Annotated in this window: 23 protein-coding genes; 6 read left to right on the forward strand and 17 right to left on the reverse strand. The window is 61.0% G+C overall.

Annotated features, from left to right (window positions below; all coding sequences use genetic code 11):
• Positions 1 to 1,350, reverse strand: a 1,350-nt coding sequence (locus NW848_RS11670) for a serine/threonine protein kinase (RefSeq protein ID WP_414511161.1), incomplete at its 3' end; no start/stop codon positions are given.
• A 257-nt stretch (positions 1,351 to 1,607) separates the two neighbouring features.
• Between NW848_RS11670 and NW848_RS11675 the strand changes: the two genes are divergently transcribed.
• Positions 1,608 to 3,686: a cation:proton antiporter gene (locus NW848_RS11675; protein ID WP_414511162.1), complete on the forward strand. Its 2,079-nt coding sequence runs from the start codon at positions 1,608 to 1,610 to the stop codon at positions 3,684 to 3,686.
• Positions 3,687 to 3,796: 110 nt separating this feature from the next.
• Complete coding sequence (gene glyS, locus NW848_RS11680) at positions 3,797 to 5,989, forward strand: glycine--tRNA ligase subunit beta (RefSeq protein ID WP_414508522.1); 2,193 nt, start codon at positions 3,797 to 3,799, stop codon at positions 5,987 to 5,989.
• Between the two features lie 52 nt (positions 5,990 to 6,041).
• Here glyS and NW848_RS11685 read toward each other — a convergent pair whose 3' ends face one another.
• The 11 genes from NW848_RS11685 to NW848_RS11735 all read right to left on the reverse strand — a co-directional run bounded on the left by NW848_RS11685 (position 6,042) and on the right by NW848_RS11735 (position 15,869).
• Entirely contained in the window at positions 6,042 to 6,965 is a 924-nt protein-coding gene (locus NW848_RS11685) for a fructosamine kinase family protein (protein WP_414508523.1), read from the reverse strand.
• A 7-nt stretch (positions 6,966 to 6,972) separates the two neighbouring features.
• Positions 6,973 to 7,425 (reverse strand): hypothetical protein, encoded by a 453-nt coding sequence (locus tag NW848_RS11690; RefSeq protein WP_011431634.1) that lies wholly within the window; start codon positions 7,423 to 7,425, stop codon positions 6,973 to 6,975.
• 112 nt (positions 7,426 to 7,537) lie between these two features.
• The gene (locus NW848_RS11695) at positions 7,538 to 8,077 is read right to left on the reverse strand and encodes a GTP-binding protein (protein WP_011431635.1); all 540 of its coding nucleotides are present in this window, start codon (positions 8,075 to 8,077) and stop codon (positions 7,538 to 7,540) included.
• Between the two features lie 56 nt (positions 8,078 to 8,133).
• Positions 8,134 to 8,688 carry a protoglobin domain-containing protein gene (locus NW848_RS11700; protein WP_011431636.1) on the reverse strand — a complete coding sequence of 185 codons (555 nt, stop codon included), beginning with the start codon at positions 8,686 to 8,688 and terminating at the stop codon, positions 8,134 to 8,136.
• A 53-nt stretch (positions 8,689 to 8,741) separates the two neighbouring features.
• On the reverse strand, positions 8,742 to 9,110 hold the full coding sequence (locus NW848_RS11705; RefSeq protein WP_011431637.1) for a roadblock/LC7 domain-containing protein: 369 nt from the start codon (positions 9,108 to 9,110) through the stop codon (positions 8,742 to 8,744).
• Between the two features lie 124 nt (positions 9,111 to 9,234).
• Entirely contained in the window at positions 9,235 to 10,116 is an 882-nt protein-coding gene (locus NW848_RS11710) for a DUF4388 domain-containing protein (RefSeq protein ID WP_414508524.1), read from the reverse strand.
• Positions 10,117 to 10,277: 161 nt separating this feature from the next.
• A complete protein-coding gene (locus tag NW848_RS11715) occupies positions 10,278 to 11,114 on the reverse strand; it encodes a DUF4388 domain-containing protein (RefSeq protein ID WP_414402418.1) in 837 nt (278 codons plus the stop codon).
• Positions 11,115 to 11,402: 288 nt separating this feature from the next.
• Positions 11,403 to 13,769, reverse strand: coding sequence for a heavy metal translocating P-type ATPase (locus tag NW848_RS11720; RefSeq protein WP_414511163.1), 2,367 nt, complete (start codon positions 13,767 to 13,769; stop codon positions 11,403 to 11,405).
• A gap of 209 nt (positions 13,770 to 13,978) precedes the next feature.
• The gene (locus tag NW848_RS11725; RefSeq protein ID WP_099812671.1) at positions 13,979 to 14,248 is read right to left on the reverse strand and encodes a hypothetical protein; all 270 of its coding nucleotides are present in this window, start codon (positions 14,246 to 14,248) and stop codon (positions 13,979 to 13,981) included.
• A gap of 12 nt (positions 14,249 to 14,260) precedes the next feature.
• Entirely contained in the window at positions 14,261 to 15,556 is a 1,296-nt protein-coding gene (gene fabF / locus NW848_RS11730) for a beta-ketoacyl-ACP synthase II (protein ID WP_414511164.1), read from the reverse strand.
• Positions 15,557 to 15,623: 67 nt separating this feature from the next.
• Entirely contained in the window at positions 15,624 to 15,869 is a 246-nt protein-coding gene (locus NW848_RS11735; protein ID WP_011431644.1) for an acyl carrier protein, read from the reverse strand.
• Positions 15,870 to 16,100: 231 nt separating this feature from the next.
• Here NW848_RS11735 and rpsF point away from each other — a divergent pair, with 231 nt between their 5' ends.
• From rpsF to NW848_RS11755, 4 genes are all read left to right on the forward strand, one after another.
• A complete protein-coding gene (rpsF, locus tag NW848_RS11740; RefSeq protein ID WP_011431645.1) occupies positions 16,101 to 16,391 on the forward strand; it encodes a 30S ribosomal protein S6 in 291 nt (96 codons plus the stop codon).
• An 87-nt stretch (positions 16,392 to 16,478) separates the two neighbouring features.
• The gene (locus NW848_RS11745) at positions 16,479 to 16,877 is read left to right on the forward strand and encodes a single-stranded DNA-binding protein (protein ID WP_099812668.1); all 399 of its coding nucleotides are present in this window, start codon (positions 16,479 to 16,481) and stop codon (positions 16,875 to 16,877) included.
• Positions 16,878 to 16,933: 56 nt separating this feature from the next.
• On the forward strand, positions 16,934 to 17,533 hold the full coding sequence (locus tag NW848_RS11750) for a M14 family zinc carboxypeptidase (RefSeq protein WP_414508527.1): 600 nt from the start codon (positions 16,934 to 16,936) through the stop codon (positions 17,531 to 17,533).
• Positions 17,534 to 17,745: 212 nt separating this feature from the next.
• Positions 17,746 to 18,279: a universal stress protein gene (locus tag NW848_RS11755; protein ID WP_041438695.1), complete on the forward strand. Its 534-nt coding sequence runs from the start codon at positions 17,746 to 17,748 to the stop codon at positions 18,277 to 18,279.
• A gap of 20 nt (positions 18,280 to 18,299) precedes the next feature.
• Here NW848_RS11755 and NW848_RS11760 read toward each other — a convergent pair whose 3' ends face one another.
• The 5 genes from NW848_RS11760 to purM all read right to left on the reverse strand — a co-directional run bounded on the left by NW848_RS11760 (position 18,300) and on the right by purM (position 24,382).
• Positions 18,300 to 19,721, reverse strand: a complete 1,422-nt coding sequence (locus tag NW848_RS11760) for a DUF4340 domain-containing protein (protein WP_099884425.1) — start codon at positions 19,719 to 19,721, stop codon at positions 18,300 to 18,302.
• A 17-nt stretch (positions 19,722 to 19,738) separates the two neighbouring features.
• On the reverse strand, positions 19,739 to 21,307 hold the full coding sequence (locus NW848_RS11765; RefSeq protein ID WP_011431650.1) for a GldG family protein: 1,569 nt from the start codon (positions 21,305 to 21,307) through the stop codon (positions 19,739 to 19,741).
• Between the two features lie 24 nt (positions 21,308 to 21,331).
• On the reverse strand, positions 21,332 to 22,117 hold the full coding sequence (locus NW848_RS11770) for an ABC transporter permease (protein ID WP_011431651.1): 786 nt from the start codon (positions 22,115 to 22,117) through the stop codon (positions 21,332 to 21,334).
• Positions 22,114 to 23,124, reverse strand: coding sequence for an ABC transporter ATP-binding protein (locus NW848_RS11775; RefSeq protein ID WP_099812663.1), 1,011 nt, complete (start codon positions 23,122 to 23,124; stop codon positions 22,114 to 22,116). The genes NW848_RS11770 and NW848_RS11775 overlap by 4 nt, the downstream gene beginning before the upstream one ends.
• 202 nt (positions 23,125 to 23,326) lie before the next feature.
• Complete coding sequence (gene purM, locus NW848_RS11780; RefSeq protein WP_011431653.1) at positions 23,327 to 24,382, reverse strand: phosphoribosylformylglycinamidine cyclo-ligase; 1,056 nt, start codon at positions 24,380 to 24,382, stop codon at positions 23,327 to 23,329.
• Positions 24,383 to 24,412: the final 30 nt, after the last annotated feature.

Here is a 24,412-nt window from a genome sequence, read left to right on the forward strand (position 1 = left end):
GGGGGGCGGCGAAGTGGGCGGGGGTGCTGGGGCGGTTGCCGGTGTGGGCGTGGGTTCGGGTTGAGGAGGGTCTTGAGGGTTGTCCCGAGCCGGATCCGGATCATCTTCAAACGCTGGCTCACCCGCTGGATCCCGCAGCAGCCAGTCCAGCAGCGGCTCCGGGATGGCTTGCTGCCCATCGGTGGCAGGGGGCAGCGGAACGGCAGGCGGTCTCTCCATGCCTGTGCCCGGATCCAAGAGCAGACGCAGGCCCCAAAAAGTGCTCCCGGCAATGGCGGCCAAAAGGGCTATCCCTCCCCAGAGGGGGAGCGGCCTACCTTTGGGCTCCGGCTGGGCGCTGAGCCGATGGGCGCCTTCCTGACCATCGAGGGCTGCCAGGGTGCGCTCGGAAAAGGGCGAGGTTGTTGGAGGGGGGGTGAGGGCAGAGCCGGCGCTGCTGTCAGATTGCAGGGATCCCTCCAATTGGTCGCTGAGGAGCTTCATATTCGGGGGCCGCTGGCCGGGATCTTTAGCCAGACAAGCAAGCACCACTTCCTCCAGCGCCGGCGGGATCTCATGGGGCAACTGGGAGCGGTCGAAGGGCCGAGGCTGTTGGTAATTGTGGGCCTCGTACCAACCGGGAAAAGAATCGGTCTTCGGTTTTAGGGGGTGTTGACCGGTCAGCATGCGGTAGAGCACCACGCCGAACGAGTAGATATCGGAGCGGGGATCCAGTTCCTCGCCGCGCACCTGTTCGGGAGAGGCGTAGCGCACTGTGCCCAAAAAGCCGGTGGTTTGGGTGCCGAGGGCCAGGGAAACATCGCTGAGCAGCTTGGCAATGCCGAAATCCAGGATCTTGACCGTCTCCCCCAGGGTCTCATCTTTCAAGACAAAGAGATTGCTGGGCTTGATGTCGCGATGGATCACCCCCTTGATGAGGTGGCCATCTTGCTCGGTCTCCAAGTTGTGGGCGTAGTAGAGGCCAGCACACACCTGGCGGGCGATCTTCACCACCTGTTGCGGCGGCAGCAGCGGCTGCTTGAGCAGCAGTTCTCCCAAGCTGCGCCCCGTCAGGTATTCCATCACCAGATAGGGTTGGTTGTTCTCCAGGCCGTAATCCAGCACCTTGACAATGGCCGGGTGCTCCCCCAGCAGCGTGCTGATGCGAATTTCCTGCTGAAAGCGCTTGAGCAAGTGACGACGGGTGTTTTCATCGCCTGCCAAGTTCTGGTGCAACAGCTTCACCGCCACCGGGCGATTGAACAGGCGGGTATCCACAGCCTTGAACACCTGCCCCATGCCCCCTGCCGCAATGCTCTGAACCAGTTGATAGCGCTGACCGATCACTTTTCCAGGAGCAAGCTGGTTCATAAGCGGCCCAAGAGCATGTACCCTCCGATTTTAATGGGTGTCTCTCGAAAGTTTCTCTCGCCTCTTTGCGGGCGCCACCGCCAGGCTGTCTTCATTCCCAGCGTGTTTTTGATGTATTTTGAATGCTTGTTAAACGTCCTGTCGGAGATTGAAGACTGGACGAAGGCTGCGAGCGATGGGGAGCTATCTGGAGATGAATCTGATAGACTCAGGCGGGCGCTTTGCCGAGTCTCTGCGTTGGTGTCTGTCGGGTATTTATGCGAGCTAGCTGGCTGCAAATCTCAGGGATCCCTCTGGCCACGCTCGGCCCGGTGAAAAACCCGGTGCTGGTGTTCCTGATCATCCTGACGATCATGCTGGTGGCGCCGCTGCTGTTTGAGCGGCTGCGCCTGCCGGGGATCATCGGCCTGATCTTGGCCGGCTTGGTGGTGGGGCCCTACGGCTTGGGCATCCTGCAGCGGGACGAGACCATCGTCTTATTGGGCACCGTGGGGCTGCTGTTTCTCATGTTCATGGCCGGGCTGGAGACCAGCCTGGAGGATCTGAAGCTAAATGCCTGGAAGGCCAGCATCTTTGGGGCGCTCACCTTTCTGTTGCCAATGGTGATCGGCACGGCGGCCATGCTGGCTTTGGGGTATGGCTTTTTGGCGGCGGTGCTGGTGGCCTCGTGTTTTGCCTCCCATACCCTCATCGCCCTGCCGATCGTCTCCAAGTTGGGCCTGATGCGCTTGCAGACGGTGACGGCCACCTTGGGGGCGACGCTAATTACCAATGTCTTGGCGTTGTTGGTGCTGGCGGTGGTGGTGCGCGCCCACCAAGGCGAGCTGACGCTGCAATTTTGGCTGACGCTGATCCCCTCGATTGCCCTCTACACCTTGGCCACCCTCTGGGGGGTGCCCAAGCTGGGCGGTTGGTTTTTCCGGCGCTTTGGCCACGACGAGGGGGCAGAGTTTACCTTTGTGATTGCCACCTTGTTCGTGGTGGCCTACGGAGCGGGGTTGATCGGCATTGAGCCGGTGGTGGGCGCCTTTTTGGCCGGGACGGCCATCACCCCCATCATCCCCCAGCTCAGCCCCCTCATGAACCGCATTCAGTTTATCGGCAACACGTTGTTTGTGCCGTTTTTCTTGATCTCGGTGGGGATGCTGATCAATCCCGGCATTCTCTTGGGGGAGCCGCGCACGCTGCTGGTGGGCGGAGTGATGATCGCAGCGGAGGTGGTGAGCAAGTTTCTGGCCGCTTGGATCCCGGCCCAACTGTTCGGCTGGCGCTTGGCCAGCGCCATGGTCATGTTCGGCCTGTCGGTAGCGCAGGCAGCGGCTACTTTGGCGGCGATCACGGTGGCCTTTAACGTGGAGTTGGTGGATGAGCTGACGGTGAACGGCACCATCGCCATGATCCTGGTTACCTGCATTGCCTCGCCTTGGATCGTGGCCCGCTGGGGCGAGCAACTCCAGCCTGCGGAGGTGGCGGCAGAAGCCGGCGACTTGCCCAAACCGGCCTGGGGATCCCGCGTCTTGGTGCCGGTGGCCAACCCCGATACCGAAAGCAACCTGCTGCGGTTGGCGTTGATTTTGGTCAAAAAAGAAGGGGGGACGCTGCTGCCGCTGCACGTCTTGTCTGACCGCGCCGGGATCTCGCCGGCAGCTTTGGCCCGGCAAGAGCAATTGTTGACCTTTGCCGAAGCTCTGGCCCACAGCGCCGTGGCCCGAGTGGAAGCCATTCGCCGGGTGGATGACTCGGTGGAAAAAGGGATCGTTCGCTCGGCAGCAGAACGGCAGGCGACCTTGGTGATCCTGGGCTGGAAGGGCTACTCCACCTATGCGGAGAATTTCTTCGGCAGCGTCATCGATGCGGTGGTGCGCCAGGTGGGGATCCCGGTGTTGATTACACGGTTTCCCGTCCCGATCGAGACGACACAGCGCATCCTCTTGGCAGCCCCCGAGTTGGAAGTGTCTTCCGGATCCCTGCAGCAGACGATTGGGCTGGCGCAGACGCTGGCTGGGGAGTTGAAAGCGGCGCTGCAGCTTCTCTTAGTGCAAACCCGACCGCTGCGGGAGCGCTCTCCGGGCCCGGGGGCGGCAAGCTATGCCCATCTGCCGGTACAGCGGGTGCAGGGGGGGTTGGTGGCCGAGGTGCTCAAAGCCCTGCAGCCGGGGGATATGTTGGTGGGAGTGCTCAGCGAAGCCCGCAGCCGCTTTCGCCTAAGCCGCGAGCCGGAGATCATCGCCCGCCATCGTCCCGACCTCCCCATGATCGTGGTGCATCTGCCTGCTGCCCACCCGCCGCGTTTGCAGGAGAGTGTTCTGGCGGCAGGAGACTCCACTTGGTACTAGGGCTAGTGAGACTGGCTCAAACGGCAGCCCGCTTCCCCTGCTAGACTGAGAAATCGCGATCAACACCCACCCTCGCCGAGGAAAGACGTCGCTAGCGCCGGGCGGAGCCTATGGTTGCCTATTTGCTGGAAGTTGGCTGTGAGGAGCTGCCAGCTAGTTTTGTGGATTCGGCCCTAGAGCAGTGGAGGACGGGGATCCCGGCCTCTTTGGCAGAAGCCCATCTGCAGGCCGAGCAGATGCAGCTTTTCGGCACGCCACGCCGCCTGGCGGTTCTGTTGCAGGGGTTGCCCACCCAGCAGCCGGATCGCACTTTGGAGGTGAAGGGGCCGCCGGTTCAGGTCGCCTACCAAGATGGCCAGCTCACCCCTGCCGGGGAAAAATTTGCCCAAAAACAAGGGGTGGATCCCGGCAGCCTGGAAATCCGGCAAGTGGGCAAGGGATCCTTTGTCTTTGCCGTGCAGCGGGTGCGGGGCCGACCGACGGCGGCGGTGCTCCAGGAATTGGCGCCCACCTGGATCACCAGCTTGAGCGGCGAACGGCTGATGCGCTGGGGCTATGGAGACCTGAAGTTTCCCCGTCCCATCCGCTGGCTGGTTTCCCTTTGGGAGGATCAGGTGTTGCCTTTGCTCTGGCCTACCTCCGAGGGAAATCCTTTGCCGGGCCTGGTGGCGGGGCGGGTGAGTCGGGGGCACCGCGTCCTGGGATCCCAGCAGGTTGTCCTGGAGCGGGCCGAGAGCTATGTTCAGCAAATGCAAGCGGCCGGGGTCAGCCCCGATCCGGCGGCGCGGGCAGCGCACATCCAGGCGGAGGTGGCCAAGCTGGCCAGGCAGGTGAACGGGCAAGCGCAGATCCCTTCCTCTCTGCTGCGGGAGGTGGTGCAGTTGGTGGAGTGGCCGACGGCGGTTCTGGGGCGCTTTGAGCCGGAGTTTTTGCGATTGCCCGTGGCGGTGATCGAGACGGTGATGATCACCCACCAGCGCTACTTCCCAGTGCGGGATGGCCGGGATCCCCAGAAACTGCTGCCCTATTTCATCACCATCTCCAACGGCGACCCCCGGCAATCGGAGCGGATCGGGGCAGGCAACAGCCGTGTGGTGCGGGCACGCCTGGCCGATGCCCGCTTTTTCTACGAAGAGGATCGGCGGATCCCCTTGGCGCAGCGGGTGGAACGCCTGCAGGCGGTTACTTTTGCCGAAGGGCTGGGATCCATGCGGGACAAGGTGGAGCGCATCCGCCACATCAGCCGCCTCATTGCCGCTGCCCTGAACTTGGATCCCCAGGAGCAGGCGCTGGTGGATCGCACCGCTTACCTGTGCAAGGCGGATCTGGTGACCCAAATGGTGTACGAGTTCCCGGAGCTGCAGGGGATCATGGGCGCCGAGTACGCCCGCCAGGACGGCGAGCCTGAAGCCGTGGCAGAGGGGATCGAACAACACTACTGGCCCCTGGGGGCAGGGGAGGCCTTGCCCGCCTCTTTAACCGGACGGGTGGTGGGCTGGGCGGATCGCCTCGATACCCTGGTGGGCATGTTTCGCTTGGGGCAGATCCCTACTGGTTCTTCGGATCGCTTTGCCCTGCGGCGGGCCGCCAACAGCCTGGTGTTGATTGCCTGGGATGCCGGCTGGACCTTTGACTTCAACTCCCTGTTGCAGAGGGTGGTGCAGGACTACGCGGCAGGCGACGAGAAGACCTTGAAGGCTTTGCAGGAGTTTTTGCTGCAGCGGCTGCAAATCCTTCTGCAGGAGGAAAAGCGGATTGATTACGACCTGGTCAGGGCAGTGGTTGGGGATCCAGAAGCGCTGCAAGAGGGGGAGCCAGCAAAGTCCGACCTCCCTCGGCGAGCCTTAGCCAACCTGCCCCTCACCCTGCTGCGGGCTGAGTACCTGCAACACCTGCGAGCCACCGGGGAATTGGCGGATCTCTACCCCACCCTCAATCGCTGTGCCCGCCTGGCCGCCCAGGGAGACTTGGACAGCGCCGTGCTGGATCCGGCAGCGGCTGTGGATGCCGACCTGTTGCAGGAGGCGGCAGAACGGGAGCTGTACGAGGCTTGCCAGAGGGTTTACCGCCTGGGGGTGGAGCCAGCCCTCCAAGGAGACTTTACCCCACTGGTGGAGGGCCTGCAGGCAGCAGCCCCCGCAGTGGATCGTTTTTTCGAGGCGGTTTTGGTCATGGATCCGGATCCCAGGCTGCGGGCCAACCGGCTGAACCTGTTGGGGGTATTGCGCAACCAGTCTCGCCTGCTGGGAGATATGGGGGCTGTGGTCATGGCCGGGGAAGCGACGCCAGAGAAGAGCCGCTAGCTGCCGGCTGGCTATCCCAGTAACTAAGCGTAGGCGAGGGAGTAGAACAAGACTATGCAAGAAAGCGTAAGCATTGCTGCAAGGCCCGCTGCACTGAGCCCAGGTAACCCTCTCCAAACAAGTTGAGATGGTTGAGCCAGTGGTAGAGCTGGTAGAGGGGCTTGCGGTGAGGATACCCCTCGTCCAGGGGATAGGCCTCTTGATAGGCCCGGTAGAACTCCGCCGGGAAGCCGCCAAAAAGCTCAGTCATCGCCAGATCCGTCTCCCGATCCCCGTAGTAGGTGGCTGGGTCAAAAATCACCGGCGAGCCGTCGGGCAAGGCGCCGTAGTTGCCGCCCCAGAGATCCCCGTGCAGCAGAGACGGGACGGGTCGGTAGTCCAGAAAGAAAGTCTCTAGCTCCGCCATTACCCGCTCGGCTTGCGCCACCCACGCGCCGCGGTAACCCCGCTGACAAGCCAGCTTGACCTGGTAGAGCAGTCGCTGTTCCCGGTAGAAGTCCAGCCAGTTCTGTCGCCAACTGTTGATCTGCGGCGTCGAGCCGATGGTGTTGTTGCGATCCCAGCCGTAGTGGCCGTTGGGGGAGAGCGTGCGGTGTAACTGGGCCAACTGGGATCCCAGCAGACTCCCCGTTTGGGGGCGGGGCGAGGTCAGCTCCAGATATTCCAACACCAGGTAGGCTTGCCCACCGACGGATCCCCAGGCCATCGGCTGCGGCACCCGCACAGCCTTGGCTGCCGCCAAAGTTTGCAGGCCTGCCGCTTCCGCCGCAAACATCTCCAGCGCTCCCTCTCCTCCCCGTGCCACTTTAACAAAGTAGTCCCTAGTTTCCTGGGCAGAAAAAGCTTGGAGCACACAGGAGAGCCGGTAGGCAGCGTTGATGCTGCCCCCGCCCACAGGACGGTAGTGTAGAGGACGCAAGGGATCCCCTGTGATTTCAGAAAGGTGCTGAGCGACGGCCTGCCAAAAGTTCTGCATCAGTACCCTATTTTCCTTCCGTGGGCGTCGCTGCCTCAGGATCTAAAACAGCTCCTGCCCCGTAGGAGTCGATGTCAACCGCTTGGGATCCCCCCACCGCCAACAGCTCCATCAGGGATCCCAGCCGCCACCAGATCAATCCTGCTGTGCTGAAGACAAGGATCCCGCCCACCAGAGCAGCCAAGCCCAAAGATAGGCCAAACACGTTCAAACAGGCAGCCACAAAGCCGAAGGTAAACACACAGCAGAGAGTATAGGTGAGGATCACCCCCGGCGTGCGGTAGCGAATCTGCCCCTGGCTCTCTCGGTTCTGCTGCCAAAGAGCTACCTGGTACTCCAACTTGTCTTTAAAGATGATGCCGAAAATAACCGCGAAGAAGCTGAGCAGGGCAATGGCCGAGTAGATAGGGGGGTTGACAAAGCTACGGGAAAACTCGCCGCCAGCGTAAAGAGACTCCATGAAGCTTACCTGATCCCAGTCCTCCTTAGCTTAACATTTCTTAGCATCTTCTGCTGCGGAGTCAGCATCTAAGAGAAATCGGAGCAGGTCGAGCCGTCTCAGCTACCCCCTCTCAGACAACCACCTGGGGCATCAGTTGCTCAACCAATAGGAGCAGAGTATTGGCCACAGAGGCCGGCTCTTGGGCATTTAGGGTCGTGTGGGGAATCGATTGGTTGTTCAAGATCAGCAAAATGTCTTCTGGATCCCAGGCATTGGGGTGATCGACATGGGTGATCCCAATAACCGAGGGAACATCTGTCCTCGCCTTCATGAAAGCTTGAATAGCCTGAGCGTTGCGAAACTGACCGGGCAGGTGGGCGGGCACCAAAAGGATGTACCCATGGGCGCGCCGGATCAAAATATCCCACATAAAGCTGAAGCGGGCCTGGCCGGGGGTGCCGTAGAGATGCAGCCACATCTCTTCTTCCTCTTCTCCGATCCTCAGGCGGCCAAAGTCCATGCTGACCGTTGTGCTCTGCTTCAGCTCTGCCACCTCATCGGTGGCCTTGCGATCTGTATCGACCACTTCGATCTCACTAATGGTGCGGATAAAAGTGGACTTTCCAGCCCCCACCGGCCCGGTTACGACGATGCGGAGAATGTTGTCCATAGTCAGCCCCTGCCCTAAACCCCTAGCCTAAATCTGCCCCTAGAGCCCTTGCCGAATTAAGAAGCTAAGTTGCTGGCGCCGGTGGCAATAAGACGCTTAAACAACGCCTCGCTCATGCCCGTTTCCTGCTGCACAGCGTTGTAAGCCACCTCCAGATAGGCTTGCTCGATAAAGGAGAGATCGATCATGCAGACCTTGCTCAGGCTCATCCGCAGTTGCTCGGGCTTGCCCTCTTTGACCAGCCGGCGGCTCACCTCCTGCACAACCGTGGCCATGGCCGGCACCACGTGTTGAGGGCCAATGCCAACGCGCACATGAACTAGGCCAATTTTCCAGCGGCGCTCGGCGTACTGGGGGCCCCAGTTGTCCATGCCTGTAAACATTTCCTTAAACCAGTCCGTAAAAGTCTGGCCCAGCCGTTGCCGGTTGTGCTTAGCAATAACAGCTGCCATCTCAGCATCGCGATCCAAATAGCCGTAAAAGGCATCCGACATTTCTGTGGCGATGCTGCTGCCCCAGTCGGCACTTTGCTGCAAAATCTTCCTGTCTTCGTCTGTAAATTCGGTGCGCGAGATCAAGACTTGTAGCAGCTCCAAAGGTTTGATAGTCATAGTTCCCTCAAAATCAAGCGAAAATCAAAACCCAGCTTCCCTGCTTAGCTTGCCTACTTCATCGCTTCTGCAATGCTTGCGGCCACTCGCTTCATTTCCAAAAAGAGCAAGCCTTGCTTAACTTCATGGCTGGCTAGCGTCAGCAAAACGGCGTCAGGTCCGCAACTGGTTAAAACGCCGTACCCTTTTTCTCCCTGCACAAAAATTCTCTCTATGGCTCCGCGGCTCAGCTCTTTCCCAATTCGTTCCCCCAGAGAAAGCATAGCCGCCGACATGGCCGATGCCCTTTCTTCGTCCATGCCTGCTGGCAATGCAGAGGCCAGAGGCAAGCCATCTGGCGTGACCACTGCTGCTCCTTGAACTTCCGGCGTGCTGGAAACGTAATTCTGGAGAATTGCTTGCAAAGAGGATAAATTAGCCATCCTTTCTCTCCCTGCTTTCAAGACTTTTTGTCATTTTTTCTCGTATCTATTTGCTGATACTTCTATCTGCTGTAGAAATAGTACTGCAAAGATCTGCCAGAAGATCTCCTCGCTCAAAAATCTCTCACTTATCCCGAACCCCCCTCAGCAAAGTAGCCAGCCGCGAGACGAGGGAGGGCTTAACCCGGTCGCTTCCCTGTGAGAAAGAGGGTAGTTTGGTGCTCGGCTTTTCCTTCGCAGCTTCCAAGCTTTCTGCCACCGCCGTCAACTTGTCCGAAACCAGCAAAGAGGGAACAATGGCCGTTGGGCCATCACAGGGGCTGATGAGCCCCAGCTTGGCCAGGCGGGCGCAGGCATAGCGCACTTCCAGAAGATCTGCCCCCAACGCCCGGGCCAACTCAGCCAGGTTGCGAGAGGGGGAAACTCCCTCCAAGACTCCCCACTCCAAAGGCGAAAGCCTGTACAAGGGCAGCTCGCTGCTGGTGCGCCAGAAGTAGCTGTCCGGCTGCGGCAGACTTTCTTCAGGACGCTGGTCCAGCTTGAGCTGCTGCAGCGCTTCCAAAACCACGGCACTGGCACCCTTGCTCAGGCCGGTCATCTCGCGATAGGGCAGGCGCACACTAGGCAAGAAGCTGAACTGGCCCGCTTCCAGGGCAAACAAGCTGTAGAGACCTACCTGCAGTTGGTGGCGAAAGAGCTTGGCCAAAGCCACAGGCGAAATTAACCCCTGCCGCTGCAGACACCGCCCCAGCGGCTCTTCCGGGCCACAGAAAGAGGCCAGCTTTTCCACCACCCGCTCGCTAACCAGGCCGGAGCGGGCCAGCAAACCCTCCAAGCGATGTTCCTCTTCGGGGGGCAGAGCTGCAATCACCCGACCTTGGTAAAACCAGATTTTGTAGATGCCGTTTGGGGCCCAGACGGAAAGTTGACCTGTTTTGCTGCCCCTTTCAACTAGCTGCAACAAGTCAGGCAGAGAAAATTCCCGGAGGTCTCCGACTATGGCCATGGCCAGCCTCCCTCGCGTAGTGTTTTAGGGATCCCCGCAACACATCCTATTCTCGACCAAATATTTTCCCCGGACAACTATGCAGTCGCGGAAAAGGCTGACTTTCCCGCTACCCGACCTGGCAGCAGTTACACTGAATCCCGAGTCGTTGACTCGACCAGCTATTTCTCGCGAATGCTCCTAAGAAGCATGGAGAGGCGGCTGACCAAGGAGGGCTTAGCCGGCTCCCTTGTCTCTCCAAGGTTATTTGCTCCCGAAGCCTTAGAAGTGCCCACCAGAGAAGGCTGAGGCATAGCTATTGGGCCTTCACAGGGAGCGATGAGTCCAAGCTTAGCTAAGCGCGCGCAGGCATAGCGCACCTCCAACAAATCAGCCCCCAATGCCCGCGCTAGATCAGCTAGCTTGCGGGAAGGAGAGACCTGCTCCAAGATCGACCACTCCAGCGGCGAAAGCTTGTATAGAGGAAGCTCAAGGCTGGTGCGCCAGAAGTAGCTGTCCGGCTGAGGCAAGTTTTCTTCCCGACGTTGATCCTGCTTCAGCTGCTGCAGCCCTTCCAAAACTACGGCCGAAGCCTCCTTGCTTAAGCCAGTCATCTCTTGATAGGGCAACGGTACGTTGGGTAAGAAGCTGAACTGGCCCGCTTCCAAGGCAAAGAGGCAGTAGAGCCCCACTTGCAGTTGATGGCGAAAGAGCTTGACCAAATCTACAGGGGAGATCAACCCTTGCTGCTGTAGGCAACGCCCCAGAGGTTCCTCCAGACCCCTGGCAACCAACTGGCTAATCACCTGGCTGTCCACTAGCCTAGAGCCAGTCAGCAGGTTTTCCAAGCGATGCTTTTCTTCAGGGGGCAAAGCGGCAATCACCCGGCCTTGATAAAGCCAGATGCGGTAGATACCATTGGGCGCCCAGACAGACAATTGCCCCGATTTCTTACCCTTCTCCATCAAATGCAATAGGTCGCTCAGGGAGAATTCCTGAAGATCCCCTAGCATTGCCATACTTTTACTCCCCTTGCCCCTCTAGGATCAGTTTCTCCAGTATTTTCACGGATCTTGCTCTGTTAGGCAAAAAACCAAAGAGTGCCCTCATGGGCTAGTCTGGACTTAATCATAAGCCTAGGTTGCAAAAGATTAAATCTGATACATTTTTTAGTCAGAGTTAGTCGAACTTGCTAAATTTTCCTAACTTGTATGCAGCAGTTGCTATGTCAGAAGCTCGGTAAAAACTCGGAAGATTAACAAATATTTAACAATCAATGTCCGGTTGTTCGCAGCCTCTAACACTTTTTAGCTGTAGCTACTCGAAAATTCACGGGGCACAAATGTTCTCCTCAAGAGAATCGAATTGAGGGTTACACTGAGGGAGCTCAAGGCCATGAGACCCCCAGCCATTGCCGGGCTCAGGCCAATGCCAAAGGCGGGCAGGAGCACCCCTGCTGCCAGCGGGATCCCCAGCAGGTTGTAGCCAATAGCGCAGAGGAGGTTTTGCTGGATCTTGTGAAAGGTGGCGCGGCTGAGACGGATGGCTTCCACTACGTCCCAGAGGCGGTTGCGCATGAGGATGATATCGGCAGTCTCCAGAGCGGCAGCAGTAGCAGAGTGCAGGGCAATGCCCACATCGGCCTGGGCTAAAGCCGGTGCATCGTTGATGCCATCGCCCACCATGGCAACTCTCTGGCCCTGGGCCTGCAGATCTCGGATGACTTGAGCCTTGTCGGCTGGCTGCACCTCGGCGATGACGCGGATCCCTGGCACCTGCAAAGCTTGGGCCACCTGGTGAGCCACCTCGGCCCGATCCCCAGTCAGTAAGACCACCTGTAGGCCCATTTTCTGGAGCTGTTGCAGCGTTGCCTGGGCATCAGGCCGCAAGGGATCCTGGGCCGCCAACAGCCCCACCAGGGATCCCGCCACGGCCACCCCCACCACCGTTTTGCCAGCTTGTAGCAGCGCCTGGGCTTGGGCCTGCGCTTGCGGGGAAATCGGGATCCCTAGGGCGGCCAGCCCCTCTAAGGAGGCCAAGATGACCTCTTGCCCTTCCACCCGCGCCGAGGCCCCCAGGCCTGGCTGAGTGTAAAACTCGTCGGCAGAGAGCAGGGGTAGTCCTCGCTCGCGGAGGGCCCCCAAAATGGCCTGGGCCAGGGGATGGCGGGTGCCGCTTTCCACCGTGGCCGCCAGTTGCAGCAGCCGAGCCGGATCCAGAGAGGGGTCGAGGGCCAGGCAATCTGTTAGGTGCGGATCCCCCTGGGTGAGGGTGCCGGTTTTGTCGAAGACAACCGTTTGCAGGCGGTGGGTTTTCTCCAGGACATCGCCGCCGCGGATGAGCAGCCCCCGCTCCGCGCCCAGGCCGGTGCCCACCAGAATGGCCGTCGGCGTCGCCAATCCGAGGGCACAGGGGCAGGCCACCACCAGCACCGAGATGGCCAGCTTAAGGCTGAGGAGCAGAGGGGTGGGGTGGGGCGGGTGATCCGCCAGGTGCAGAGGGGAGTGAAGGCCGACCCCCCTCAGGAGCTCGCTGCCCCACAAGGGGATCCCAACCCAGTACCAGAAGGCGAAGGTGAGAAGGGCCAGCACCACCACCCCGTAGGTGAAGTAGCCGGCCACCCGGTCGGCCAGGCCCTGGATGGGGGCCTTGCGGGCCTGGGCTTCTTCCACCAAGCGGATGATCTGGGCCAGGGTGGTGTCTTTGCCGGTGCGCGTAGCTTGGCACAGCAGCAGCCCCGATTGGTTGACCGTCCCGGCCACGACCGGATCCCCTGGCTGTTTGAGCACGGGTAGGGATTCCCCGGTGAGCATGCCCTCGTCCACCGTGGCCTGGCCGGCAATTACTTCCCCATCCACCGGGATCTGCTCGCCAGCCCGCACCTGCAGCCAGTCTCCCACCTGCACCTGTTCCACGGGGCACTGCTCTGCCGCCAGCTCGCCTTTGCTCAGGTCTTCGGCTGGGGATCCTGACCGTTGAGAGGGTCGGACTCGCCAAGCAACGCTGGGGCGCAGGCTGAGCAGCGATTGCAAACTGCTGGCCGCCCGCAGACGGCTCTGCTGTTCCAGGGCCCGCCCCAGCAGGATGAAGCTGAGCAGCATCACCGGCTCTTCAAAGAAGCACTCCCAGCCCACCTGCGGGGCCAGCAACCCCACCAGACTGGCCAGGTAGGCGGATCCGGATCCCAGGGTAACTAGCGTGTTCATGTTGGGGGCCAGCCGCCGCGCCGCCCGCCAGCCGTCCAGGACAATGCCCCGAGCTGGGCCAAGAAAAGTCAACGTCGCCAACCCCCAGTGCAGCCAGACGTCGTTGAGAACGGGCAAGCCCAAACGGGTGAACAGATCCAGGTGGCCAGCGGCAGAGACCAGCAGCAAAAAAGCGGCGGCGAGGGCCTGGCGAATTTGGTCTTGGGTTTGCCGCCGCTGCCGGGCCAGGGGATCCGCGGGCGCGTCCAGGGCCTTTTCGCCCGCTACCAAGGGGGCCTGATTTTGGGGAAAAGTGCTGGGAAACCCCGCCTCTGTCAAGATCCGGGCCAGCTGTTCTGGGTCAGGCTGGATCCCGGGGGCAAATTCCACAAGGGCCGACTCGGTAACCAAGTTAACCCTGGCCTTGACCACTCCAGGCTGGCTTAGGAGCAGCTGCTCAACGGTCCGGACGCAGCCAGCACAACTCATCCCCCCTACTTGGAGCAGCAGGGATCCGTTCCCAGCCAATTCTGAGGGCCTATCCTCCACAGCGGGCTTGGCTGGCTGGGTTTCTTCCCCAGGGTGCGGCGCCTCTGCAGGGGCCATTACAGGGACTCCCTCGACCTCGCTTTTTGGCGCCATCGGCAAAATCAGGAATGAGGGGTACTCTCCCTATCCTAACGCTGGGATCCCCGCCACTACCCCCTTTGAACTCGCCGCTCAAACTCCTCGCGGGTGGCATCCACCAGTTGCACTGCCTCTGGATAGAGCTGCGGATGGTTTTGCTTTAGCCAACTCAGCAGCCGCGCCAACTGGGCGGCGCAGAGATCCAGATCGGCCTGAAAAATCACTGCCGCCGCCATGTGCTGGGCGTATTCAGGGGGATGGCCCTGCTGCGTCAGCTCCGCCGTCAAGGCGGCCAGGGCCTGCTGGCGAACAGAGGGGGCGGAGCCTTCAGAAGTGGACATGGGCAGGATCCCTTAGTTGGAAGAGTAGCGGCGCAGGGCCAGGGTCACGTTATGCCCCCCAAACCCGAAGGCATTGACCAGGGCCACGTCAACGGCCATCTGCCGTGCCCTGTGGGGGACAAAGTCCAGCCCCTCGCACTCGGGGTCGAGGTTGTCCAGGTTGAGGGTAGGGGGAACCCAGCCGTGGTGGATGGCCAGGGCCGTCGCCACGGTGGCAACGCCGCCTGCTCCCCCCAACAAATGGCCCGTCATGGACTTGGTGGCGCTGATGGCTAGGCGAGGGGCATGCTCACCAAAAACTGCCCTGATGGCCTGCACCTCGGCAACATCCCCCACAGGCGTGCCGGTGGCATGGGCGTTGATGTGCTGCACCTGGTCAGGCTGGATCCCGGCATCTTTAAGGGCTAGCCGCATCGCACGGGCGGCACCTTCGCCAGCGGGGGCGGGGTTGGTGATGTGGTGGGCGTCGCAGGTGAGGCCGTAGCCGACGATCTCGGCATAGATCTTGGCGCCGCGGGCGCGAGCATGCTCCAGCTCCTCCAGCAGCAGGATCCCTGCCCCTTCCCCCATGACAAAGCCATCCCGATCCCGGTCAAAGGGCCGGCAGGCCTGCTCCGGGGCGTGGTTGCGGGTGGAAAGAGCTTTCATGGCGCTAAACCCGGCCACCGACAGAGGGGTTACGGCTGCCTCCGTACCCCCCGCAATCACAGCCTGTACCTCTCCCCGCTGCAGGAGCCGGAAGGCATCACCAATGGCGTTGGAGCCGGAAGCACAGGCTGTTACCGTACAGAAATTGGGCCCCTTGGCGCCAAAGTGAATGGCCACGTGGCCTGCTGCCATATTTGCAATCATCATCGGCACCATAAAGGGGCTGCAGCGATCTGGCCCTTTCTGGAGATAAATGGTCTGCTGCTCTTCCAAGACCCGGATGCCGCCGATGCCGCTGCCCAGCACCACCCCCACCTGCTCAGCATTGAGATGGGTAATCCGAAATTGGGCATCCTCTAGGGCCTGCTGAGTGGCAGCCAACGCCAGGTGGACAAAGCGGTCAGTGCGCTTGACATCCTTGCGATCTAGGTAGTCGAGGGGATCAAACCCCTTCACCTCCCCAGCAATGCGGCACTCGTGGCGGGAGGCGTCGAAGTGGGTAATTGGCCCAATGCCAGAGCGCCCTGCCAGCAAGCCCTGCCAGAACTCGCCAGGAGAATTGCCAAGGGGGGTTATCGCCCCTAGCCCCGTGATGACAACACGGCGATGGAAGTTGGATGGGATGGACATAGGAGCGGCGGCAGGATCCACGACAACCATGAGCAGTTTCGACGCGGTACCCTCCGGTTAGAAGGAAGGCAAGCCGGCAGAATTGCCCTCTCCCAGGCTAGGCAGCTTTCTTAGAGAGGATGTAGTTGACGGCATCCTGCACAGTGGCAATGCCCTCCGCATCTTCATCGGGGATTTCCAGATCGAACTCCTCCTCGAAGGCCATGACCAGCTCCACCGTATCGAGGCTGTCGGCTCCTAGGTCGTTCTGGAAATTAGCTTCCAGGGTTACTTTGTCGTCCTCTACGCCTAGTTGATCGGACACGATCTTGCGAACACGGCTGTAAACTTCATCTGCGCTCATGCTTGGAACCCTAGATATCGATCGACTGAGAGTGTCTTGGCTAAGCCAACCGGCAGCTATCGAAGTATCCCCTATTGTATCGGACAACGGATCCCCTCTTGTGAAGAGGCTTGCTTTTGTCGCTGCAGAGGGGTGGAGAATTGAGCTGTGGCCCTTTTCGATTGTCGCAAAGAGAAGCTAGGATAGCCTACTGCACCTTTTGATTTGGATTCCCAAGGAGAACTGGCTTCCATGCCCCGCGCCTATGAGACAATGCTGATCGTGCGCCCCGACCTCTCGGACGAACCCTTGCAACAACTCCTCACCGAGCAGGAATCGCTCCTACGAGAAAACGGGGCAACTGGCCTGGAAATTACCAACAGAGGCAAGCGCCGCTTTGCCGGGTTTGAGATGAAGAAGTTCAAGGAAGGCCTCTACATCCAGTTCAACTACGAGGCCGAGCCAAGGACAGTGGCCACCTGGGAGAAAAATCTGCGCATCAACGAGAGCATCCTGCGCTACATGACTCTGCGCGTGAACTAGGTTGACGGGATCCGGGTCTGGAGGCATGGTAAAGGTAGTTGAGCTGCCTTCTTTTAACGCCCCAATAGACTTTACAGTGGCTCTGTCATGAACTCGATTGTCTTGATGGGGGAAGTGGCCAGCGAGCCGGAGCTGCGCTACACTCCCGACAACCTGGCCGTTACCTCACTGGTGCTGCGCTTTCCCAGCTTGCGCCCAGAGGAGCCACCGTACCAAGTGCGGGTTGCCTTTTTTGGAGAGCTGGCCCAGCGGGTGGTGGACACCTGCCGCGTGGGGGATCAGATCACGGTGGAGGGCCAACTGCACATGAATGTGGTGGAGCGGGATGGGCGTAAGGAAAAGTTGGCCGAGATCACCGCGCGTCGCGTCCACCAACTGGGATCGGCGCGGGTTCTCTCTCTGACGGGGATGGGTGAGTCTGCAACTGTGGACTCCTCTGAAGGAGGGGGGGCTTCCCCAGCGGAGCCGGACGATATTCCGTTCTAGCGGTGCAAGTTTTGCTGGGATCCCCTATGTTGCCAAGACTGGGCGCCGGTGAGCCCTTGGCATCTCTGCAAGTGATCGGCCACTCGGTGCAGGGGCGTCCCATTTACCTTTGGCAGCTCACCCAGGGGATCCGCCCCTTGCTGCTGGTCGGCGGCGTACATGGCGATGAGGTGGAAGGCTATGCCCTGATCGAGCGCTATGTGGCTTCTGGGAAATGGAGATCCTTGGAGGGCAGGGCTGCGCTTTGGGCGATCCCATGCCTGAACCCGGATGGCTGTGCCCTAGGGCAACGGCTCAACGCCAACGGCGTGGATCTCAACCGCAATCTGCCCACGCAAGATTGGATCGCGGCTTCTTTGGAAGCTCGCTATCCGCCGGGAGCGGCCCCAGGCTCCGAGCCGGAGACACAAGCGTTGTTGGCGAGTTTGGCCCAGATTCGACCCCGATTTGTCCTTTCTACCCACTCCTGCCAGAACGATCCCTACGTGAACTACAATGGCCCTGCCCTTGAGCTGGCTCAGGTGATGGCTGCTCGCAACGGCCTGCCGGTAACCGACGACATCGGCTATCCCACCCCTGGCTCTTTGGGCACCTGGGCGGGGCAGGAACGGCGGATCCCCACCCTGACGCTGGAACTGCTGCGCAGGCGGTGTTAGAGTGGACAGCCCAGGAGGATGAGTTCTGACCTGTGTCAAGATCTCTGAACTTTCATTGCCAATCCGACAGGTCATCCGAGATGCCCGCGGTTTTCTCGCCCAGTTCTTTTACAACACAGATAGATGAGGGCAAAGAAAAAAGGAACTTGGAGTCGAAACCGAAGTCAAGCCTTGTCTTTTGCCCATCTGTTAGCCATTTGGAGGAAGTCGGTATGTTCAGCAGGATTTTGGTGGCGGTGGATCGGTCGGAGCTGAGCCAGGGAGTGTTTCAAAAGGCCGTCCAACTGGCCAAGGCCATGCAGGCCGAGATGATGATCCTCCATGTTTTGTCCCAGGAAGAGCCCGGTGCCCCAGAGCCGCCCATGATCTTGGGGGTGGATTACAGCTCCACCATCAGCGCTGAGCTGTGGCAGTCTTATCGGGAGCAGTGTGCCATCTTCGAGCAAAACCAGATGGACTACCTGCGCTCGCTGGTGGAGAAAGCCGCTGAGCAGGGAGTTCGCGCCGAGTACCGCCTCAACTACGGCAACCCCGGTCGGGTCATCTGCGACTTGGCCCGCTCTTGGAAGGCGGACTTGATTGTGGTGGGCCGCCGCGGCCACTCCGGCCTGAGCGAGCTGTTTTTGGGCAGCGTCAGCAACTACGTGCTCCACCGGGCCCCCTGCTCGGTGTTGACGATCCAGGGCGAGGCTCTGAAAAAAGCAGCCTCAGCCAAAGAAGAGACAACCACCGCCTCTGCCAGCTAAGAAAAGCCCGCCGGCCACCGCTAGGAGCCTGAGGAAGACCCTCCCCGTTGGTCCCTTGTCTCCTCCGCTTTGCCCTCCAGCAAGCGGTTCACTTCGGTTTCCACGCTGTTGAAGGTGCTGAGGTCGATGACGGCAATATCCGGCTGATAGCTGCTTTGTACATAGGCACGCAGGCCGGCAGACGTCAAGCTCAACCTCAAGGGATCCCGACCGTCCTCGCCCTTGGCCTCAAAGGTCAGCTTCAGATCTGGCTCGGCCAAGGCTTTTTGGGCGTCTGGATCCGTCTCCGGCAGGAACTCCTTGGCGCGGGCGGCATTGAGGCTGGAGAAGAGGGAGCTGAGGTTGACCGGCTGGCCCGGTTGCTCCGGATTTTCCCAGCGCAGATCCAGGGATCCCTTCTCCTGGGGCAGAGGATTGAGGGTAACCCGCTCCCCTTGGGATTCCAGGGTAACTGGGCCCACCTGGTTGGGGTTGAGACGGGCGATGCGGTGATCCCGCAGCTCCTCGAAGTCGGAGCGGAGAATGTCGGCGGTGCTGGTGAGGAGGGTGGCCACCGCCGGGTGCTCGGAGGTGATGACGTACACCTGGCCCTCTTTTTCCGCTCCCAAGGCCACAGTCAGGGTCTTGCCATCCTTGAGCTCAACGGTTAGCTGGGCAGAAGGCTTCTCCAGACCATAAGGAGCCAGCTCCGCTTTGGTTTCAGCCGGAAACTCCACCGCTTGCAGGCGAGACAACGTATTGAGCAGACGGTCGACGTTCAGGTCATCGGCAGGCAGCTCGCGGGGCTCGACGATCTGCCACGTATTTTCTTGTCGCTCCAAGCGAACGACCTCTGGCTCTGCCTCGGCCAACTGCACCTGCAGAGACTTCACCGCCGCTGTGTCAAAGCGCAGCAGAGTTTTGTCCCGCAAAGCCAGCAGAGAAGGCAAGAGGGATCCCTTCTGGGTGCTGGCCAAGAGCACCACCTCTCCCCCTTCTGGCCTGGCGTAGAAGCCGGAGCCGTCGAAGTTGTCGTTGCCAATGTCCAGGCGGTAGGGATCCCCCTCTTGGGGGAAGAGGGCGATCTGGTGGCGCGGCTTATCTAGGCCGAAGGCCGCCAAATCCTCAGCCCCTTCCAGCGTGATTTGAGGCGTGAGGCGGGAGAAGCTGTTGAGCAACTGCTCCACCGGGAAGTCCAGCGCCGCCGACTGGATGGGACGGATAATGCGCCAACGGGATCCCTCTTCTGCCTCAGGAGTGCGCTCCAAAAGGATTTCCTCCGGTTCCCCCTCTTGCTGCTGGCGAATCTCGATGCGGGCAATGGTGTCGGGGGCAAAGTGGAAAAGCCGCGCCCGCTCCGCTTGCTGCTGCTGGCGCAGTTGCTGGAAGTTGTCAAAGAGGAAATACCCCAGCAGAGCAGCCACTGCCAAGCCCAAGAGAATCCAGGTGCTGCGCTTGAACATGCTCGTCCTCCTTGGCCCTATCGTCTTTGCCACCAGAGCACGGCCCCCGATCCCAACGCCACCAGCGGCAGGAGCACCGTCGATCCCAGCACCAGCCAGCGGAAGTTCTGGCCGGTCACGGCAAGACGGCGGTCGGTGATGGATTTGGGGCGAATGGAGATCTGTTCGGTTCGCTCAGTGAGCCAGTTGAGGGTGTTGAGGAAGAGATCGCGGTTCCCCTGCTGCCTCAGGTTGCCGTCGAGGGCAAAGTTGACGTTGCCGATCACCACCAGCCGAGCCTCGGTCGGCCCCTCCTGGGATTCTGAGGTCTTCTGATCGCCTTTCACCTGGCGGGTCAGGGCTACGCCCAGGGTCAGGGGGCCGGGCTTGTCTTGATCCGGGTCAAATTGCAGCGGGCCGGCCTCTAGGTTGGGGCTGGTCTCTCCCCAGCTCTGCGGGCTGGTGCGCAGCAGAGGCGTGGCCTGGATCCCTTCGCGGACCTCAGTGTCTACAGAACGGGCCAGGGGGAAGAGGGTCATCAGCCGCTGTTCTGCCAGGGGAGCGGTGATGGGGTGATCCCCGTAGGTGGTAACCAGGGCCACCGCCGGCCCCGTGCCCAAAAGCTGGCTGACGCTGCTCACCTCAATGATGAAGTCATCCCCCAAAACCACGCCCCACTCCTCCAGCAAGGGATCCAGGCCGGCATCCACCCGTGGCCCAATCAAGAGCAGCAGCCGCCCCCCTTTGGCCAGGTAGTCCTGCAGCTTCTCCACCTCGCCGGGGAAGAGAGCCCGCTGCGGCCCTGCCAAGACCAACACATCCGCCTCCTCTGGGATCTGCGACTGCACCAGGTTCAGCGGCTCCACCCGGTAGCCCTCCTGGCCGAGGGCTGCCACCGCCTGGGCCAGGGTTGGGGTGCCCTCGCGAGCTTCCAGGCTCACCTCCCCATGCCCCTGTACAAAATAGGCCACCACTTCGCCGCGGTTAACCACCTTGGCCAGCACAGGGGTGAGCTTACTCTCCAGCTCAGGGGCGGGCGGCTGGGGCAGTTGTTGGCGGTTATTGCCCGATTCGACCACCAGGGTGTTATTTTGGGTAACCTGCAGCCGCTGGACAGTGAGGGGATCGCGGTTGGGATCCACAAACTCAAACTGGAAGCGCTCGGGGTTGAGGCGGCGGTAGCGCTCCAGCTGTTCCCGCAGGTTGGGATCGGGGGCGGTGGTGACCACCCAGACTTTCATTGGCTGGGCCAGCCCTTGCACCAATTGCCGCGTCTGGGGGGAGAGGGTAAACAGCCCCTCTTCCGTGAGATCCAGGCGCAGGTCGTAGCGCACCGCCACGACGTTGAGCAACACCAAGATCACGGCCATCGCCGCCGCCGCCACCAGGATGTTGGCGTTGGTCTGGGTGGAGCGCAGGCCCAGGAACAGGCTCACTTCCTTCCGGTGGGTGAGGCCCCAAACCACCACCAGGGCCAAGCCCGTGGCCATCAGGCTCAGGGGCACCGCCGTCCAGCCGGTGAGGGCAGCTCCCACCAGCAGGCCGATGGCCACGACGCCAAGGCCGACGATCCCCGTCCAATCTGCCAATGCCTGCCAAGCTTTCATCACCGCACTCCTCCCAACGCAACCCTAGCTCTGCTGCCAGCGCAGGCTTTCCACCGATTGCACCGTGGCAAACAGCCCCAGCACGATGATGCTGAGGAAAAGGACAACACTGCTGCTGCTGAGGATCCCTTGCACCCAGTTGCTGTACTGCTGCAGCAGCGAGACATGCCTCAGAGTGGCGGCAATCCAGTTGCTCTCCTGGCCGGCTGCCGCGTCGATGACCCAGAGCAGCAGGATCAGCCCAAAGGTAGCCACCGCCGCAATAAGGGTGCTGTCGGTCAGGGAAGAGATGAACAACCCCAGGGCCATGACGCTGCCGGCCAGCAGAGCAAGCCCCACATAGCCCATCAGGGTCAGGCGGTAGTCCACTGCTGGGTTGGCGCTACTCAGCACCAGCACGTGGTAGACCAGCGGCGGCAGCAGCAGCGTGATGAAAAACACCCAGACCGCCAGCCACTTGCCCAGGGCCACCTCTAGGTTGGTGATGGGGGAAGTGGCTAAGAGCTCCATGGTGCCCCGCCGCCGCTCCTCGGCGTAGGAGCTCATGGTAAAGATGGGCAATAAAAATAAGGAAAGCGTGCCCAGCAGATTGAGAAACTGCTGCGACAGGATGGTGGCGGCATCAAAAGGGTTCTCTTGGCCAAACTGGGCAAAGAGATCCACCTGCTGCGAGAAGTTGATCACCCGCACCAAGATGTTGACGAAGAAAAACCCCGCCAGTCCCCAGAACACCGCCGCCACCACGTAGGCAATGGGGGAGGTGAAGTAGCCGCGCAGCTCTTTGCGAAAAATGGCAACCACGCCGTTCATGCCGCTTCCTCCAACGCGCCTTCGGATCCCTCTTGGGTAGTGAGCTGCAGGAAAATCTCCTCCAAAGAAGCCTGGGGACGGCCGATCTCGTAGAGGTCGATCCCCGCCTGTACCAGGGCCCTGGCCACCTCCGGGATCCAGCCTTCTGCAGAAACATGGCTCTTCAGGTGCACCTGCCAGCGAGGGGGATCGGATCCCAGGGCCTGCAAGCTCACCACCTCCACCTGGGGCAGGTTCTGCAGGGCCGCTCGGATGGCCGTTTCCTCAGGAGCGCCCACCACCAGCTTCGCCTGCTGCCGATCCTGAAGCTGGGCCGTCAGCTCGGCGGGCGTGCCAATGGCCGCCACCTGGCCGCGGTTGATGATCACCACCCGGTCGCAGGTCATGCTCACCTCCGGCAGGATGTGGGTGGAGAGGATGATGGTGTGCTCTCCTGCCAGGCTCTTGATGAGGTTGCGCACCTCGATAATTTGCTTGGGATCCAGCCCAATCGTGGGCTCGTCCAGGATGATCACCGGCGGGTCGTGCACCAGGGCCTGGGCCAGGCCCACCCGCTGCTTGTACCCCTTGGAGAGCTTGCGGATCAAGGTGTGGCGCTTGTCTTCCAGGCTGCAGCGGCGGATCACCTCGTCCACCCGTCGCGGCCGATCCCCGGCGCTGACCCGTTTGATCTGGGCGACAAAGTCCAGGTAGCTCTCCACCGTCATGTCCGGGTAGAGGGGCGGGTTTTCTGGCAGGTAGCCGATGCGCTGCCGCACCGCCATAGGGTTTTCATGCACATCGAACCCGGCCACCCGCGCCGTCCCCTCGCTGGCAGGCAAATAGCCAGCCAAAATGCGCATAGAAGTGGTTTTGCCGGCGCCGTTGGGCCCCAGAAACCCCATGATCTCGCCGGCGTTGACCTGGAAAGAGATGTCGCGGATGGCCGTAAAGCTGCCGTAGGTTTTGCTCAGATGTTCCACTTCGATGGCAGCCTTGGTTGCAGGAGCAGTGGATAAACCTGTCATCGGCGGCTCCTAACCTAGAGGGTCAGCGGGAGTTGGCCAACAGCCCAAGTCCGGAGATGGGAAAGCGCGCAGCCCTTCTCTTGTGAAATAGGCGGAGGTTGAGAGCAACAGAGGCAGCAGCGCCGAGGCCATCAGCAAACTTAGCACAGCAGCGGCAGGGATCCGCAAACACAGCCAGCTCCTTCCCCCCTTTGGTGGGGACTCAAGGTACCAAGGATCCCCACTCCTCCAGCCCCAAGACCCGGCTCTCCCCTGGGCGGGCCGGCACCACCTCGCCAATGGGAAAGGCTTCGGGGAGCAGGGATCTCAGCCGATTTTCCGCCTCAGGAGGGATCACCAGCACATAGCCTACCCCCAGGTTGAAGGTGTTGAACATCTCCAAGGTCTCCACTTGGCCTTGCTCCTGCAGCCAGAGAAACTCCGGTGGGATGGGCCAACTGTGGGGCTCTAGCCGCGCCGCCTGCTCCGGAGCCAAACAGCGGGGCAAGTTTTCTGGGATGCCGCCGCCGGTGATGTGGGCCATGCCGTGGAGGGGGATCCCTGCTGCCTGCAGCCGCTGCACTGCCTGGACATAGATGCGGGTGGGAGTGAGAAAGACCTCCGCCAAAGGCCGATCCCAGCCAGGGGGTTGGTGATCCCAAGGCCAGCCCCGCTCGGCCACAATGCGCCGCACCAGGCTAAAGCCGTTGCTGTGCAACCCGCTGCTGGGCAAGGCCCACAACCGATCCCCAAGCTGCACCCGCGAGCTGTCGAGAACGTCTGCCCTCTCGACGATCCCGACGCAAAAACCCGCCAGGTCGTACTTGCCGGGCGGGTAAAACCCCGGCATCTCTGCCGTCTCCCCCCCCAGGAGTTGGCAGCCGGCCTCCTGGCAGCCCTCCAAGATGCCGTCGATCACCTGCCAAAGCGCTTCCGGCTCCAGCTTGCCGGTGGCAATGTAGTCCAGGAAAAACAGCGGCCTGGCCCCCACCGTCAGCACATCGTTGACACACATGGCCACCAGGTCGATGCCCACGCCGCGGTGCTGCCCCCACTGCTGGGCGATCTCCAGCTTGGTGCCCACTCCATCAGTGCCGGCAACTAGAACCGGGGCCCGGTAGCCCGCCGGTAGCTCCAACAAGCCGGCAAAGCCGCCGATGCCGCCCAAGGTTCCTGAAGAACCTGAAGACTGAGCTTGAGAGCCTTCAACGCGCTCCCGGATCCCCTTGACAAAAGCGCGTCCGAGTTCAATGTCAACCCCTGCTGAGCGGTAGTCCAAGATGCCGAAAATCCTTATGCTGACGGGACT

Source organism: Synechococcus sp. RC10A2, from assembly GCF_047502605.1.